Source organism: Halorubrum sp. AD140, from assembly GCF_034497445.1.
Taxonomy (GTDB): Archaea; Halobacteriota; Halobacteria; order Halobacteriales; family Haloferacaceae; genus Halorubrum.
The window spans coordinates 1-14,293 of the sequence record NZ_JAXRUU010000023.1; the positions used below are offsets into that span (position 1 = coordinate 1).

The window sequence follows — 14,293 nt, forward strand, 5'->3', positions numbered from 1 at the left end:
GCCGAAGGAGGTCCGCCTCCGTCAGGGCGGGCGAGACGAAGTCCCAGCCGACGGGCTCCGCACCGACGACGGCGGCGGTGTCGTCCGCGTAGAGCCGACGCGCCGTCGCCTCGGCCTCGCGTTCGAGGCCGGCGTCGCCGACGACCCGCGCGTAATCGAGGACGCCAGCGAGCGCGAACGCGGTGTTGCCGTGGGTGCCGACGCGGTGCGGACGGTCGATCGCGAGGAACGACTCGCGGAGTCCCCGGCGGACGTCCTCCTCCAGCGGTCGGAGCGTCTCGCGCCACGCGTCGGCGCGCGGGTCGTTCCACAGGTGGAGCTCGGCGGCCAGTCGCAGCAGCCACGACCGGCCGTACGGCTCCTCGAAGCCGGGGTTCTCGTTGAGGTACTCGACCTCGCTCGCGATGTTCGCTGGCGTCAGCCGGTCGTCGACGCTCTCCGTGATCGCCGCCTCGTCCGGGTGGTCCGGGACGAGCCGGAGCGACCGCGCGAGCGCCCAGTGGCTGTGGACCGCCGAGTGCCAGTCGTAACAGCCGTAGAACACGGGGTGTCGCTCCGAGGGACGCGGCGGCGACTCCGGACCCTCCACGATCCCCTGGTAGTGTGGGTACTCGGTCTCGACGCCGTCGAGCGGATGGGCGGCCAGCGCCGTCGCGGCCGCGTCGTCGAGCGCGTCCGCCCGCCCGGCTCGGAGCGCGTCGGCCGAGAGGTTCTCGAAGACGTTCACGCCGGAGGGTCGGCGCGGCGCCTGTTCAATCGATCGGTTGCGTGCGATCGAGTGTCACGTCGGATCGGCAGGAGATCCACGCCGGACCGGTCGGGAGAGGCCGATCACGCCGGGTTCTTCCGCGTCAGGTCGCTGCCGCAGATCGGGCACCGCTCCCTGTTCTCGTCGAAGGTGCGGTTGCAGCCGACACACTGGAAGCGCCACTCGCGCTCCTCGGAGATCCCGTCCCTGGCGATGGGCTCGACGCCCAGGTCGAGCCGCTCGGCGACGTTCTGCATCGCGTAGTCGTCGGTGACGAGCGTCGCGCTCAGCTCCAGCGCGGTCGCGATCAGGCGGGTGTCGGTGTCGGACAGCTCGGCGTCGTCGCCCGACCCCCGGGCGGCGCGCCGCACGTTGTCGACCACCTCCGGGGCCGGGACGTGGATCGTCATCCCCGCCCCCTCCATCGCGTCGAAGCGGAGCGCCCCCTCGCCGGTGAGCTCCTCGTGCACCTCGGGCACCGAGACGACGTCGTCGTCGGTGGTGTACTCGTGGATGAACGCCGATGTGTCGAGGACTTCCATCAGCGAGCGACGACGATGTAGTCTTTCACCGCCTGCACGTTCGCGACCGGTACCTTGAGCCGTCCCCGATCGTCGACGTCGAAGCCGGACCGCTCGGGGCTGAGGTGCTCGTGCGGGCTGACGAGCAGGTCGTTGAGCTCTCCCGACTTCAGGTCCATCGTGATGTTGTACAGGTCGCCGAGTTCGGTGCCGTCCGAGCTCATCACCGCCTTCCCGGAGAGGTTCTCCGCGAGGATGTCTACCATGTTCGCACCGTCCGTGGCAACGGTCTTAAACGCCACGGGGGCGTCCGACGGACGACGGACGCGATTTGAAAGGCTTAACTGACGCCCGGGCGGAACGGGTACCAACGACGTTCTCGGGGCGATCACTTATGACCGACCACACAAACGCGGACACCCTTCGGACGCCGATCGTCGCCGTGCTGGGCCACGTCGATCACGGCAAGACGAGCCTGCTCGACACGATCCGCGGCTCCGCCGTCAGCGAGGGCGAGGCCGGCGCGATCACCCAACACATCGGCGCGACGGACATCCCGCTCGACACCATCTCCGGGATGGCGGGCGAGCTCATCGACCCGTCCGACTTCGACCTTCCAGGGCTCCTGTTCATCGACACGCCCGGGCACCACTCCTTCTCGACGCTGCGCGCCCGCGGGGGCGCGCTCGCCGACATCGCGGTCCTCGTCGTCGACGTCAACGACGGGTTCCAACCGCAGACGGAGGAGGCGATAGACATCCTCCGGCGCACGGGGACGCCGTTCGTCGTCGCCGCCAACAAGGTGGACACGACGCCGGGGTGGAACCCGCAGGAGGGCCAGCCGATCCAGCAGAGCCTGGCGGCGCAGTCGGAGCGCGCCGAGTCCATGCTCAACGAGAACCTCTACGAGATCATCGGGCAGCTCTCGGACGCCGGCTTCTCCGCGGACCTGTACTGGCGCGTGCAGGACTTCCAGAAGAACATCGGCGTCGTCCCGCTGTCGGCGCTCACGGGCGAGGGCGTCCCCGACCTGCTCACGGTCCTGATGGGTCTCTCTCAGCGGTTCATGAAAGAGGAGATGGCGATCGACGTGCGGGGGCCCGGCGAGGGGACGGTGCTGGAAGTGAAAGACGAGCGCGGCTTCGGCGCCACCATCGACACGGTGGTGTACGACGGCGTGGTCCGCAACGGCGACACGATCGTCGTCGGCGGACAGGACGAGCCGATCGTCACCGAGATACGGGCGCTGCTCCAGCCCCGGCCGCTCGAGGAGATCCGCACCGAAAAGCAGTTCGAGAAGGTGGCGGAGGTCGGCGCCGCGGCCGGGGTGAAGATCGCCGCGCCCGACCTCGACCGGGCGATGGCCGGCGCGCCGGTCCGGGTGGTCCGCGACCGTCCCGTCGAGGAGGTCATCGGAGAGGTGAAAGCCGAGCTCGCGGAGATCGAGGTCGAGACCGCCGAGAACGGCGTCGTCGTCAAGGCCGACACGCTCGGCTCGCTGGAGGCGATGGCGAACGCGCTCCGCGAGGCGGAGGTGCCGATCCTGCGCGCCGAGGTCGGCGACATCGCGCCGCGCGACATCGCCGTCGCGGAGACCGCGAACCAGGACGAACACAAGGCGATACTGGGGTTCAACGTCGACCTCCTTGCGAACGCGGAGACGGAGCTGGAGAGCGCAGACGTGAAGCTGTTCACCAACGACGTCATCTACCAGCTGATCGAGGACTACGAGACGTACGTCGAGGAGAAGCGGCGCGCCCAGCAGGAGACGGTGCTCGACAAGGTCGTCCGCCCCGCGCGGTTCCGGATCCTCCCGGACCACACGTTCCGACAGAACGACCCCGCGGTCGTCGGCGTCGAGGTAATCTCCGGGACCGTCCAGAACAACCGCAACGTCGGCGTCTTCGAGGGCAACGAGTTCGAGCGCGTCGGCCAGCTCTCGGGCATTCAAAAGCAGGGCGACGACGTCGACGAGGCGCGCGCCGGCGAGCGCGTGAGCGTCGCCATCGACGGCCCCACGGTCGGGCGCGGCATCGAGGAGGGCGACACGCTCTGGATCGAGGTGCCCGAGAAGCACGCGAAGATCCTCGAACAGGAGCTGAAAGAGGAGATCACGGCCGACGAGCGCGAGGCGCTCGCGGCGTACCTGGAGACCAAGCGGAAGCGGGACCCCTTCTGGGGGAAGTGACGAGCGCCGCGGTCCGGTCGACCGCTTCTCGGCGACTCACGCAGCGGAGCCCGTCGCGTGTCCCACCAGTCGCGTCGCGGTCGCCTTCCAGCGGATCGACACGTCGTCGCCGACGGCCAGGTCCATTCGCTGCGCGCTCTCGGCCGTGATCAGCACCCGGAACGTCACCCCCTCGACCGCGACCCGCACCGTCGAGACCGTCTCGCCCGCGTCGATCTCGGCCACCGTACCGCGCAAGCGGTTCCGCGCGCTCGTCGCGTCCGGGTCGACCCGCTCGTCGCCCGTGTGAACCGTCACCGCGTCGGCGCCGATCCGCACCTGCACCCGGTCGCCGACCGCGACGCCGCCCCGAACGCCGTCCGCGCCGCCCGCGCCGTCCGTCCCTCCGTGGAGCCCGCGCAGCCGTCCGACCGCGGTGTCGACGTCGGCCAGTTCGCCGTCGACCCGCGCGACCGTGCCGTCCAGCACCGTCTCCGGGACGCTCGCGGTCGCGGCCAGCACGGCCTGGAGCCGGTCGTACCGGTCGAGGAGGTCGCGGCCCGCCGCCGTCAGCCGGCTGCCGCCGCCCCCCGAGCCGCCGCGTCGTCGCTCGACGAGCAGGTCGAACGCGTCCTCCAGGGTCTCGATCCGCGAGAGCGCGCGGGCGCGCGAGCGACCGAGCGCCGAGGCCGCGCCCGCGACCGACCCCGCCTCGTGGACCGCACGCAGGAGCGCGGCGTCGCGCGCGTCGAACTCGGTGTCTCCCTCGACGAGCGCGGCTCGGCCGCGGCCCGCTGCCCCGCCACGCTCCTCGTCCCCTCCCGTCCCGCCCTCCGCCGTCGGTCGGGCCTCGCGATCCCCGGGGTCGTCCATACCTCATGCTCGCCCCGGAGCGTGTTGGCGCTTTCCCTCGGGGCGCGTTCGCACGTCGCCGACGAACGACGTAACCGGAGGTGCGACCGAAACGGCTGACGTCATCGGAGATAACAACCGATTCCGGTTACGTGCCGTGCAGAAGATATATCTGAGATCAGTCCTTCGGTGTGTCCATGTCGATACATCGCCGTCGGTTCGTCGCAGCGATGGGCGCCGGGGCAGTCGCGAGCACCGCCGTGTGTTCGGCGATCGGGGGCGGATCGGGCCAATCGAGCGGGAGTGACGACGACCGCCCGGGCGTCGCCGGCGAGGAGCTCACCCTCACGACGACGACGAGCACCTACGACACGGGGCTGCTCGACGAAGTCCACCCGGGGTTCGAGGACATGTACGGCGTGACCGTCGACGCGGTCGCACAGGGGACCGGCGCCGCCCTGGAGTCGGCCCGCAACGGCGACGCGGACGTGGTGATGGTCCACGCCCGCGGGCTCGAAGACGAGTTCCTGCGCGAGGGGTACGGGATCAACCGTCGCGACCTGATGTTCAACGACTTCGTGATCGTCGGTCCCGAGGACGATCCGGCGGGGATCGAGGGGGCGGACTCGGCGACCGAGGCGCTGGCCGCCATCGCCGACGCGGAGGCGTCGTTCGTCTCGCGCGGGGACGGCTCGGGAACCCACACCAAGGAGCTCGACCTCTGGGAGTCGGCCGACGCGGACCCCTCCGGCGACTGGTACCAGGAGACCGGCACCGGGATGGGCGAGGCGCTGAACAACGCCACCCAGCAGGGCGCCTACACGCTCTCCGACCGCGGGACGTTCATCGCACAGCGCTCGGAAGTGGACCTCGCGATCCTCGTGCAGGGCCCCATCGAGGACGGCCCGGAAGCCCTCGCGAACCCCTACGGGATCATGGCGGTCAACCCCGGCGAGCACGACAACGCCAACTACGACCTCGCGATGGCCTACATCGGCTGGATCACGAGTCCCGGCGTGCAGGACGCGATCTCCGAGTACGAGGTGAACGGCGAGCAGCTGTTCTTCCCCGAGGCGGTCGCCGAGGACCCCAACTTCCAGCAGTACGTTCCGGAAGGTTGGAGTGGCGACTCGTCGGACGAGTGAGCGTGCCGATCGAACCAGTCGCACAGCTGCTGTCCGCCGCCGTCGGCGACTCGGTCGCCCTCGGGAGCCCGCTCGTCGGCGACCTGCCGCTCCTCCTCGACGTCTCGTTCAGGGACGGCTACGTCTCCAGTATCATCTACGTCTCGCTGTACGTGAGCCTCGTCGCCGTGGCGCTGAGCACGCTGTTCAGCGTGCCGGTCGCGGTCGCGATCGGCTTCGCCGACTTCCGGGGCAAGGGGTTCCTGAAGTCGGTCGTCAACACAGGAATGGGCTTTCCCAGCGTCGTCGTCGGGCTGCTCGTGCTGTTCGCGGTCTCCAATCAGGGGCCGCTCGGCCCGCTGGACCTCGTCTTCACCAGAGAGGCGATGATCGTGTCCCAGTTCGTGCTCGCGACGCCGCCGATCACGGCCATCAGCCTCGCGGCCGTCGACGGCGTGGACGACGGCGTCCGCGACGCCGCGCGCGCGCTCGGCGGCACACGTCTCGACGCGGCCCTGGTCGTCCTGAAGGAGGCGCGCTACGGGATCGCCACCGCGGTCCTGGCCGGGTTCGGCCGCGCGATAAGCGAGGTCGGGTCCGTGCTCATCGTCGGCGGCAACATCACGAGCTCCGAGGGGATCTCGAAGACGCGAACGCTGACCACCGCCATCCAACTGGAGGCGCGTCAGGGGCAGTACGAGACAGCGTTGGTGCTCGGGGCAGTGCTGGTCGCGCTGGTGTTACTCGTCAACGCGGTCGTCGTTCACTTCGGCGACGGCGGGGTGACGCGATGATGCTCCGAGCGACCGGCGTCTCGCAGTCGTTCGACGGCGAGCGGGTGTTCGAGGACCTCTCCGTCGAGGTCGGAGCCGGCGAGGTCCTCGGCGTCATCGGCCCCTCCGGCGTCGGCAAGACGACGCTGCTCCGGACGCTCGCGCTCTCGCTCGAACCGGACACGGGAACCGTCGCGCTCGGCGGCACGGACGCGTGGGCCGCCGAGGAGTCAGACCGCCTCGCCCTGCGTCGGCGGGTCGGGATGGTGTTCCAGGCGGCGAGCCTCTTCGACGCCTCGGTCGCTCGCAACGTCGAGTACGGGATCCGGGTTCGGAGCCCGTGGAGCGACCGGATCGCCGCGGCGCTGGGGCTTGCCGACACCCCCGACGCGGTTCGCGAGGCGCTCGAGGTCGTCGGGCTCACGGACGAGGCGAACCAGCACGCCGACTCGCTCTCGGGCGGCGAGGCCCAGCGCGTGTCGTTCGCCCGCGCGCTGGCGTACGACCCGGACGTCCTGCTGCTGGACGAGCCCACCTCCGACCTGGATCCGCGAAACACCGCCGTCATCGAGGCGGCGATTGAGGAGGCCCGGAACCGCGGCATCGGCGTCGTCGTGGCGACGCACGACATGCACCAGGCGGAGCGCGTCGCCGACCGCGTCGCGGTGCTGCTCGACGACGGGATCACGGAGATCGGCCCGACGGAGGCGATCTTCGAGGACCCGTCGGACGACCGCACCCGGAAGTTCATCTCCGGAGAGCTTGTCTACTGACGGGACTCAGACGCCGAACGACAGCCGCACCGGGTCTCCGGCCTCGGCGTCGCCCGGGTCGACGACGTCGTCGCCGGCGGCGAAGCCGGCGTGGAGGTGTCCGTACGTGCGGTCGATCGCCTCGACGATCACCTTCGTGTCGCCCGTCACCGGCATGAAGTTCGTGTCTCCGTCCCACCGCGGGACGACGTGGGTGTGAAGGTGGTCGATCGAGCCGCCGGCGGCGGTTCCGCCGAGGTTCTGCCCCGTGTTCACGCCGTCGGGGTCGACGTCGCGGCGCAACGCCGCCAGCGTCGCCGTCTCCAAGCGAGCGTGGTCGAGCAGTGTCGCGTCGTCGAGGTCGGTGGGGTCCTCGTGGTGCTCGAAGGGGATCACCATCGCGTGACCCGGGTTGTACGGCGCGTTGTTCAACAGGACGTAGTTTCGGTCGCTGCGGGCGACCACGCGCGCCTCGCGGGCGTCCTCGCGCTCGGGAAGCACGCAGAACGGGCAGCCCTCGATCGGGTCCGACTCGCGCTCGACCCACTCGATCCGCCACGGGGCGTAGATCCGGTCCATCAGCCGTCGAAGCCGTGGATCCCAGCGGTCGTCACCTCGACGCCGTCGTCCGTGATCAGGAGCGTGTGCTCCGCCTGGCTTACGAGGGCGTCGTCGGCCTCCTTCAGGACGGGGTACCCCTTGATCGCGTTCGCCTGTTTCAGCCGGCGCAGCGCCATCTCGACGCGGTCGCCCTCCAGCCACCGCGCGGCGAACGGGAGGTCGTCGAACGCCTCGATCTCCTCTAAGGCCTGTCTCGCGCGCCGGTCGCGCACGCTTCCCGACCCCTGTCGCTCGAAGATCTGCTCTTCGGTCCCCTCGCCGACCTTCCCGCGGCCGTCGGTGGCGAACGGCTCGATCGCGACCGCCTGTCCCGGCTCCAGCTCGACGGAGCGGTCGACCCCCCGGTTCGGGATCGTGGGTCCGGTGTGGGCGTCGTAGCGCTCGACGCCGTGTCCGGAGAGGTTCAGGACCGGGGTGTAGCCGTAGCCGCGGATCACGTCCTCGATCGCCCCGCCGACGACGCCGACCTCGACGCCCGGGCCCGCCTCGTCGACCGCCGCCTCCAGCGCCATCTCGGCGGCCTCGACGAGCTCCGGAGTGCCCGTGTGGTCGACCGTCACGGCCGCGTCGGCGATGTAGCCGTCGACGTGGACGCCGACGTCGAGACACACCATCTCCTCGCCGAACTCCGTCTCGTCGCCGCGGGCCGGCGTCGCGTGCGACGCCTCCGGGTCGACGCTGATGTTGACCGGGAACGCGAGCCCGGCCCCCCGCTCGCGGATGAAGTCCTCCGTCCACTCCGCGACCTCGAGGTGGGTCCGTCCCGGCTCGACCATCTCTCGAGCCTCGTTCGTCGCTTCCACCAGCACCGCGCCCGCCTCGCGGTAGCTCTCGACCGCGTCCTCGTCCAGGGGTCCGTGGCTCATGGCCGTCGGTTCGGTCAGCGGCCGCAAAGAGGTTGCGGAGCGACGACGAGGGTCAGTCCACCGCGCCGCCCGCGGACGCGTCCTCCGGGTCGAGAACCGCGTCTGCGGTGCCGGCCGCGTCCCCCGACGTGGCGGTCGGGAGCCACATCGTCACCAGCGTCCCGTTCGGCTCGCGCGTCTCGATCTCGATCTCTCCGCCCGACTCCGTGACGATCCAGTGGACGAGCCAGAGCCCGAGGCCGCTCGCGTGTTCGAGCGCGGTCTCGCGCGCCTCGGAGAACACGGTCCGCTCGACCGGCGGGATCCCCGGCCCGTCGTCGGCGACATCGAGCCGATACCCGCCGTCGTCTGCTGTCACGGTCGCCTCAACGGTCGGGCGCTCTCGGTCGTTGTGGACGACCGCGTTCTCCAGCACGTTCCGGACCGCCGACTCCAACAGCTCGTCGGCCGAGACGACCGCGACGTCGGGAGTCGAGACCGTCACCGTCGCGTGGGGGTACGACGACGCGAGCGACTCGCCCAGTCGACCGACGAGGCGCGCGAGGTCGATCGCCGTCCGTCCGCCCTCGCTGTGAAGCGCGACGTCGATCTCCCGCGCCTGGTCGCTGAGGTGCGTCAGCGTCTCCACCTTCCGGTCGATGACGTCCAGGTACTCGTCGCCTTCGGCGTCGACGTGGTCGCGGAGGAGGCCGGCGTAGCCGCCGATCACGTTCGTGTCGTTCTTCAGGTCGTGTCTGAGAACGCGGTTGAGCACCTGGAGCCGCTGTTCGTACCGGCGGCTCTCGGTCACGTCGGTGGCGGTGATCACGACCTCTCGGTTGTCGTCGAAGAGCCGCTCGACGGTCGTCTCGAACCGGCGCCAGTTCCCGTCGGCGTGGGTCGTCCGGTGGTCGAGCCGCTGCGGCTCGCCCGTCTCGAAGGCTCGCTCGAACGCGCGCTGTGCGTCCAGCCGGTCGTCCGGGTGGACCAAGTCGAGGACCGGTCGTCCCTCGATCGCTTCGGGCGCGTGGCCGAGCAGCCGCTCCACCGAGGGGCTCACGTACCGGAGCAGCCCGTCCGTGCCGCAGACCGCGACGACGTTCGGTGACTTCTCGATGAGCGTCCGATGCCGGCGCTGGAGCGTCTCCCGCTCGGTCACGTCCCGAAAGAGGAGGACGGTGCCGCCCGCTGATCCGGAGTGGCAGTTCCCAGAGCCGTTCTGCCGCGCGCCGGGACCGCCTCGGCGCGCTCCGGAACCGACTCGGCGCGCGCCGGAACCGACTCGTCGACCGCTCGCGCCGCCGTCGACGTCGTGGACGGACACTGTCAGGAACCGCGCACCGGCTTCGGTGTCGAGAGTTACGCGGATCTCGTCGTCCGCCCGATCCCCCCTCGCCGCCTCGACGACCACGGGGACACGCTCGAAGGTCGCCTCGACGCGTCGCCCGACCGCGGCGTCCGGAAAGAGGCGGCGCGCCGGGCCGTTCAGGTCGGCAATTCGCCCCGTCGCGTCGACGACGACGACCCCGTCAGAGAGGTTCGCGAACACCGCGTCGCGAGCGATAGGGGAGAGGTCGAGGAGTCGGTGTCGGAACACGACCCAGCCGACCACTCCGGCCGTGGCGGCGAACGTCACCGGCGTGTAGTCGACGAACGTCGGGCCGAACGCCCCCCAGATCCCCGCGATTCCGACGATCGTCGGCGCCGCGCCGGCGGCGAGCAGGAGCCCGGCCTGTCGTCGGAGCACGCCCTCACGGGTGGCCGCGGCGTGGCCGAGCAAGACGAACGTGAGGAGGTTCACCCCGTGCGAGTACGCCACGAACCCCACGATCGCCGGCGTCGGACTGTACTCCATCACGAGGTAGCCGCCGGCGTCGACCAGCGAGGGGGAGCGATACATGAGCGGGTCGGCGCCGAGACCGAGAACCCCCACGACGACGGTCGTCGGGACGAGAGACAGGAGGAGGAGCCGCGGCGGGCGGAGCCACGCGGTTCGGCCGACGTACGCGAGCACGAACGTCGGCCACGCGACCGCGAGGACGGCGATCCCGACCCACACGATCCGGTTCCAAAAGAGGGTCGCGCCGAGCGTGACGGCCGACAGTTGGGCCGCGTACGCCAGCGACCACACGCCGCTGCCGAGGGCGACGCCGACGAAGCCGCGGACGAGCGGCGGGTCGCCACGCGTCCGGTTCGCCGTCGCGTACACGACGAAAAGGGCGGACGCGACCGACGCGACGAGCAGCGGGGCCGTGTACGGCGTCGGCTGCCACTCCATCGATACCGTGAGAATGCGGGTAACTGATAAAAAGCAACCGGACAGCCGTCGAGACGCTTCGTCCCTGACTCGACCGACGTGCAGAATGCGGAGCGCGAGCTGTGAACCGTCGCTCCAGAACGGCCCTGGACCGCTGTCTCGGGGCCATTCCTCGGTCCGAACCGAGCGGATCGGTCCGTCCGGCGTCTGAACGGGATCCACCGTTGCGGTACGTCCGTGCTCGGAGCGCCGCCGCGTGTCCCCGAAGATATTCACTGGGTGAACATCTTCGCTAGGTAACTACTCTTCGCTCGGGGCCAACGATCACAGCACTAGGAGGCCCAAGCACACGCACCGTCCAGTCAGCGGGACATCGGCGGCCACACAGACCGTGATAGCCGTTGTGGCCGAGTTGAGACGTGGTGGCGAAACCGCCTCCTAGCGACAGGTGAACGAGATGAAACAAGACAAACGAGACGTACCAGTTAAAATCGGCACGCCCGCCGCCGTCGCCCGGCAGCAGATGAACTTCGGCGACACGAGCGGTTACGGCGAGTTCAGTGGCGAATACTTCAGCCTCGGCGCCGGGACAGACCTCACGCCGCTCTTGGCGGGGTTGGAGAACGACCTCTGTCAGTGTCCCCACTGGGGGTACGTCCTGACAGGCGCGCTCACAGCCAGCTATGCGGACGGAAGCGAAGAGGTGGTGGAAACCGGCGAGCTCTTCTACTGGCCGCCGGGCCACACGGTCCGAGCGGGAGACGACTCCGAGTTCGTCATGTTCAGTCCACAGGACGAGCACGCCGCCGTCCTCGACCACGTGGCGGACAAGCTGAGCGAGGGTGCATGAGGGGACGAACAACGGCGTCATCGCCAGGTTTGGTGCTCGTGACGGAGGCCGCGTGCCCCAACCCTGATCGACCGGTCGAGGTGCACATGCCGGAACGGGAGGCCGAACCGACGGCGAGCTCGCTCGTCGTCGCCACCGGAGACCACGGTATCGCGAGACGTCGACCGACGGACGAACACCGGGTCTACAACTCCTGAGGGCAAACCTATCTTCTCCGACCGCTATTTCGCGGCGCGAAGGATTTTGTAGTATGTGTGTGGATATCTATCATGGATTCCGCGACTCAGGCGATCGAGTTTCTGGCACGGTCAGAACACCGCGTCGCGACACTGGAGGCGCTCTCCGAAGCGCGCTACGACCGGTGCGATCTGCGGGCGGTGACAGGAGCATCGGACCCAACGATCGGACGTGTCATCCGCGACTTCGAGGACCGGTCGTGGATCGCGTGCGACGGACGGTGCTACGAGCTCACGGCGTTGGGCGAGTTCGTGACTGAGCGGTTCCTCGAACTCCGCGATGGGATGCACACGAGTGAAACGCTCCGCGAGGTCTGGCAGTGGCTCCCGCGAGAGATGGAGGGGTTTTCGGTCGAACAGTTCGAAGACGCCGTCGTGGCGTATCCAGGCCCGGACTACCCGTACAGGCCCGTCGAGCGGGTCACTCACCTCCTCGAATCGACCGAATCGATACGAGGGCTCGGGACGACTATTTACAAGTCGGGTAACCTCGACGTGTTTTGCCGACGCGTGATCGAAGGGATGGAGATGGAGTATCTCTACTCGCTTCCGATCCTGCGGGCGATCGTCGAATGGGACCCGGATCTGATCGCCCGAGCGTTCGCGTGTGACAACTGTACCGTGTTCCTCCACGACGACCTTCCGGACGACTCCAGGTGCGGACTCAATATCATGGATGACCGCATCGGCATCTGTGGGCACGACCCCGACACTGCCCAGCTCGAAGCCGTGATCGACACGAGCTCCCCCGAAGCTCGCGACTGGGCAGTGACCGTGTACGAGCAGTGTCGGCGGGAAGCACGGCCCTTCGACGTCGAGGAGCTGTCGAACGCGGACGTAGACGCGCGAGAGAACACGCTCTACGTCGAGCCGCGATAGTCCCCGTCGAGGGGGGCTCTGTGGCGTCGAGACCGATAGTTTCGGAAGAGCGCCTTCGAGCTCCTCGCGGCGGTCTTCGAGCCACTCGGGAGGACTGGCCGATCGGACCGAACGGCCTAAGACGCGGCCGGAACGACGGACGGTATGCTCGAACCGGGCGACTCCGCACCGCAGATTACGCTGTCCGACCAGCGCGGCGAAACCGTCACCGTCGACCCCGCCGACGCGCGGTACACGGTCGTCTACTTCTACCCTCGCGCGGACACGCCGGGGTGTACCACCGAGGCGTGCGGGTTCCGCGACGAATGGGAGGCCTTCGAGGACGCCGACGTCGCGGTCGTGGGGATCAGCGACGACCCAGCCGAGGACCTCGACCCGTTCGCCGAGAAGTACGACCTCCCGTTCACGCTGCTCTCGGACCCCGACGGCGAGATCGCGAGCGCGTACGACTCCTACGGGGAAAAGCAGATGTTCGGCAACACCTTCGACGGCGTGTTCCGGAACACGTACGTGCTCGACGACGAGGGGACCGTCGTCCTCGCGTACGAAGGCGTCTCGCCGGAGGACCACGCGGTCGAGATCCTCGAAGACATCACCGCGCTGGACGGCTGAGACGGCCGCCGCGGCCGTTCGGCTTCAGAACAGTCCGCCGACCCGAGAGAGGAGCCGCGGCACCTCGTCGGCGATCGCGTGCCGCTTCAACAGCGCGAACCCGACGACGATGACGAGGAAGCCCGCGACCGTCAGCGCCGTCACGGGCTCGGAGAGCAGCACCGCCCCGGCGACGGTGGCGACCACCGGGACGACGTAGGAGACGAGGTTGATCTCGAACGCGCCCAGCCGGTCGAGCAGCGTGAAGTAGATCGTGTACGCGACCGCCGACGACAACACCCCGAGGAACAGCAACGAGCCGATCGCCGGAAGCTCCGCGACCGGGAGCCGTTGGGTCTCGCCCAGTCCGACGCTGAGCCCGTGGATCAACAGGCCGCCGCACAGCATCGCCCACCCGGTGAGCGCGACGCTGGAGAACGTCGTCTCCACGGTGCGGAGGCCGACGCTGCCGACCGCAACCGCGAGCACGCCGACCGAGATGAGCCCGACCCCGATCGTGACGCCGCCGGCGAGGTTCGCTGGGTCCGGCTGGGCGACGAGCCCGACGCCGACGAACGCCAGTACCACGCCGAGCGCGCCGCGCGCGTCGAGGTCGGACCCCCCGATCCAGACGGCCGCGACCGCCGCGGTCGCGATGGGGACGAGGCTGTAGGTGATCGAGGCGATGCCGCTGGTCGTGTACTGCTGGCCGACGAACAGCAGCGAGTTGTTGGCGGCGACGGACAGCCCGCCGCTGAAGACGATCGCGGCGAGGTCGCCGCGAGTACGCGGGAGCGGCCCCGTCTCGGTCAGCAGGACGTACGAGACCAACACCAACGCCGCCAGGTCGAACCGGTAGGCGGCGTACAGCACGGGCGGGTAGTAGTCGAGGCCGACCTCGATGGCAACGAAGGAGCCGCCCCACAGGAACGCGAGCGTGAAGAACAGGACGACGTCTCGGTACCGGGACACGGACGGAGCAACGGTGACGGGGAATAAAGCGGTGTCCGTTGCGGCCGGCTGCGCCGGATCGCGGCCGCCGGGCGGCTGCAAGTCCCGCGCCCGCCGTCGGGTCGT

The 14,293-nt window shown here is 69.5% G+C and carries 15 protein-coding genes; 7 read left to right on the top strand and 8 right to left on the bottom strand.

The window, feature by feature from the left end:
* The 3 genes from U4E84_RS07760 to U4E84_RS07770 all read right to left on the bottom strand — a co-directional run.
* The coding region (locus tag U4E84_RS07760) for a DUF2891 family protein (RefSeq protein WP_322531530.1) at positions 1 to 727 on the bottom strand (727 nt) is incomplete at its 3' end.
* 104 nt (positions 728 to 831) lie between these two features.
* Complete coding sequence (locus tag U4E84_RS07765; protein WP_322531531.1) at positions 832 to 1,290, bottom strand: NOB1 family endonuclease; 459 nt, start codon at positions 1,288 to 1,290, stop codon at positions 832 to 834.
* Positions 1,290 to 1,535, bottom strand: a complete 246-nt coding sequence (locus tag U4E84_RS07770; protein ID WP_322531532.1) for a PRC-barrel domain-containing protein — start codon at positions 1,533 to 1,535, stop codon at positions 1,290 to 1,292. The genes U4E84_RS07765 and U4E84_RS07770 overlap by 1 nt, the downstream gene beginning before the upstream one ends.
* A 128-nt stretch (positions 1,536 to 1,663) precedes the next feature.
* On the opposite strand from U4E84_RS07770, the gene infB reads away from it, so the two are divergent.
* On the top strand, positions 1,664 to 3,457 hold the full coding sequence (infB, locus tag U4E84_RS07775; RefSeq protein WP_322531533.1) for a translation initiation factor IF-2: 1,794 nt from the start codon (positions 1,664 to 1,666) through the stop codon (positions 3,455 to 3,457).
* Between the two features lie 36 nt (positions 3,458 to 3,493).
* Here infB and U4E84_RS07780 read toward each other — a convergent pair whose 3' ends face one another.
* Positions 3,494 to 4,309, bottom strand: a complete 816-nt coding sequence (locus U4E84_RS07780; protein WP_322531534.1) for a TOBE domain-containing protein — start codon at positions 4,307 to 4,309, stop codon at positions 3,494 to 3,496.
* Positions 4,310 to 4,485: 176 nt separating this feature from the next.
* On the opposite strand from U4E84_RS07780, the gene U4E84_RS07785 reads away from it, so the two are divergent.
* From U4E84_RS07785 to U4E84_RS07795, 3 genes are all read left to right on the top strand, one after another.
* Positions 4,486 to 5,433, top strand: coding sequence for a substrate-binding domain-containing protein (locus U4E84_RS07785; protein ID WP_322531535.1), 948 nt, complete (start codon positions 4,486 to 4,488; stop codon positions 5,431 to 5,433).
* An 83-nt stretch (positions 5,434 to 5,516) separates the two neighbouring features.
* The gene (locus tag U4E84_RS07790; protein ID WP_322531577.1) at positions 5,517 to 6,206 is read left to right on the top strand and encodes an ABC transporter permease; all 690 of its coding nucleotides are present in this window, start codon (positions 5,517 to 5,519) and stop codon (positions 6,204 to 6,206) included.
* Positions 6,206 to 6,958, top strand: a complete 753-nt coding sequence (locus U4E84_RS07795) for a phosphate ABC transporter ATP-binding protein (protein WP_322531578.1) — start codon at positions 6,206 to 6,208, stop codon at positions 6,956 to 6,958. Before U4E84_RS07790 ends, U4E84_RS07795 begins: the two co-directional genes overlap by 1 nt.
* A 6-nt stretch (positions 6,959 to 6,964) precedes the next feature.
* On the opposite strand, the gene U4E84_RS07800 is transcribed toward U4E84_RS07795, so the two are convergent.
* Genes U4E84_RS07800 through U4E84_RS07810 form a run of 3 tightly spaced genes read right to left on the bottom strand, consistent with a single transcriptional unit; the run spans position 6,965 to position 10,681 of the window.
* Entirely contained in the window at positions 6,965 to 7,516 is a 552-nt protein-coding gene (locus tag U4E84_RS07800) for an HIT domain-containing protein (protein ID WP_322531536.1), read from the bottom strand.
* Positions 7,516 to 8,424, bottom strand: a complete 909-nt coding sequence (gene map, locus U4E84_RS07805) for a type II methionyl aminopeptidase (protein ID WP_322531537.1) — start codon at positions 8,422 to 8,424, stop codon at positions 7,516 to 7,518. The genes U4E84_RS07800 and map overlap by 1 nt, the downstream gene beginning before the upstream one ends.
* Before the next feature lie 52 nt (positions 8,425 to 8,476).
* Complete coding sequence (locus U4E84_RS07810; protein ID WP_322531538.1) at positions 8,477 to 10,681, bottom strand: histidine kinase N-terminal 7TM domain-containing protein; 2,205 nt, start codon at positions 10,679 to 10,681, stop codon at positions 8,477 to 8,479.
* Positions 10,682 to 11,117: 436 nt separating this feature from the next.
* On the opposite strand from U4E84_RS07810, the gene U4E84_RS07815 reads away from it, so the two are divergent.
* The 3 genes from U4E84_RS07815 (at position 11,118) to bcp (ending at position 13,237) form a co-directional block, all read left to right on the top strand.
* Complete coding sequence (locus tag U4E84_RS07815; protein WP_322531539.1) at positions 11,118 to 11,510, top strand: cupin domain-containing protein; 393 nt, start codon at positions 11,118 to 11,120, stop codon at positions 11,508 to 11,510.
* A 269-nt stretch (positions 11,511 to 11,779) separates the two neighbouring features.
* Complete coding sequence (locus U4E84_RS07820; RefSeq protein ID WP_322531540.1) at positions 11,780 to 12,625, top strand: transcriptional regulator; 846 nt, start codon at positions 11,780 to 11,782, stop codon at positions 12,623 to 12,625.
* Between the two features lie 144 nt (positions 12,626 to 12,769).
* Positions 12,770 to 13,237: a thioredoxin-dependent thiol peroxidase gene (gene bcp, locus U4E84_RS07825; protein ID WP_322531541.1), complete on the top strand. Its 468-nt coding sequence runs from the start codon at positions 12,770 to 12,772 to the stop codon at positions 13,235 to 13,237.
* A gap of 24 nt (positions 13,238 to 13,261) precedes the next feature.
* Here the strand turns inward: bcp and U4E84_RS07830 are convergent, their stop codons facing one another.
* The gene (locus tag U4E84_RS07830; RefSeq protein WP_322531542.1) at positions 13,262 to 14,188 is read right to left on the bottom strand and encodes an EamA family transporter; all 927 of its coding nucleotides are present in this window, start codon (positions 14,186 to 14,188) and stop codon (positions 13,262 to 13,264) included.
* Positions 14,189 to 14,293 lie beyond the last annotated feature (105 nt).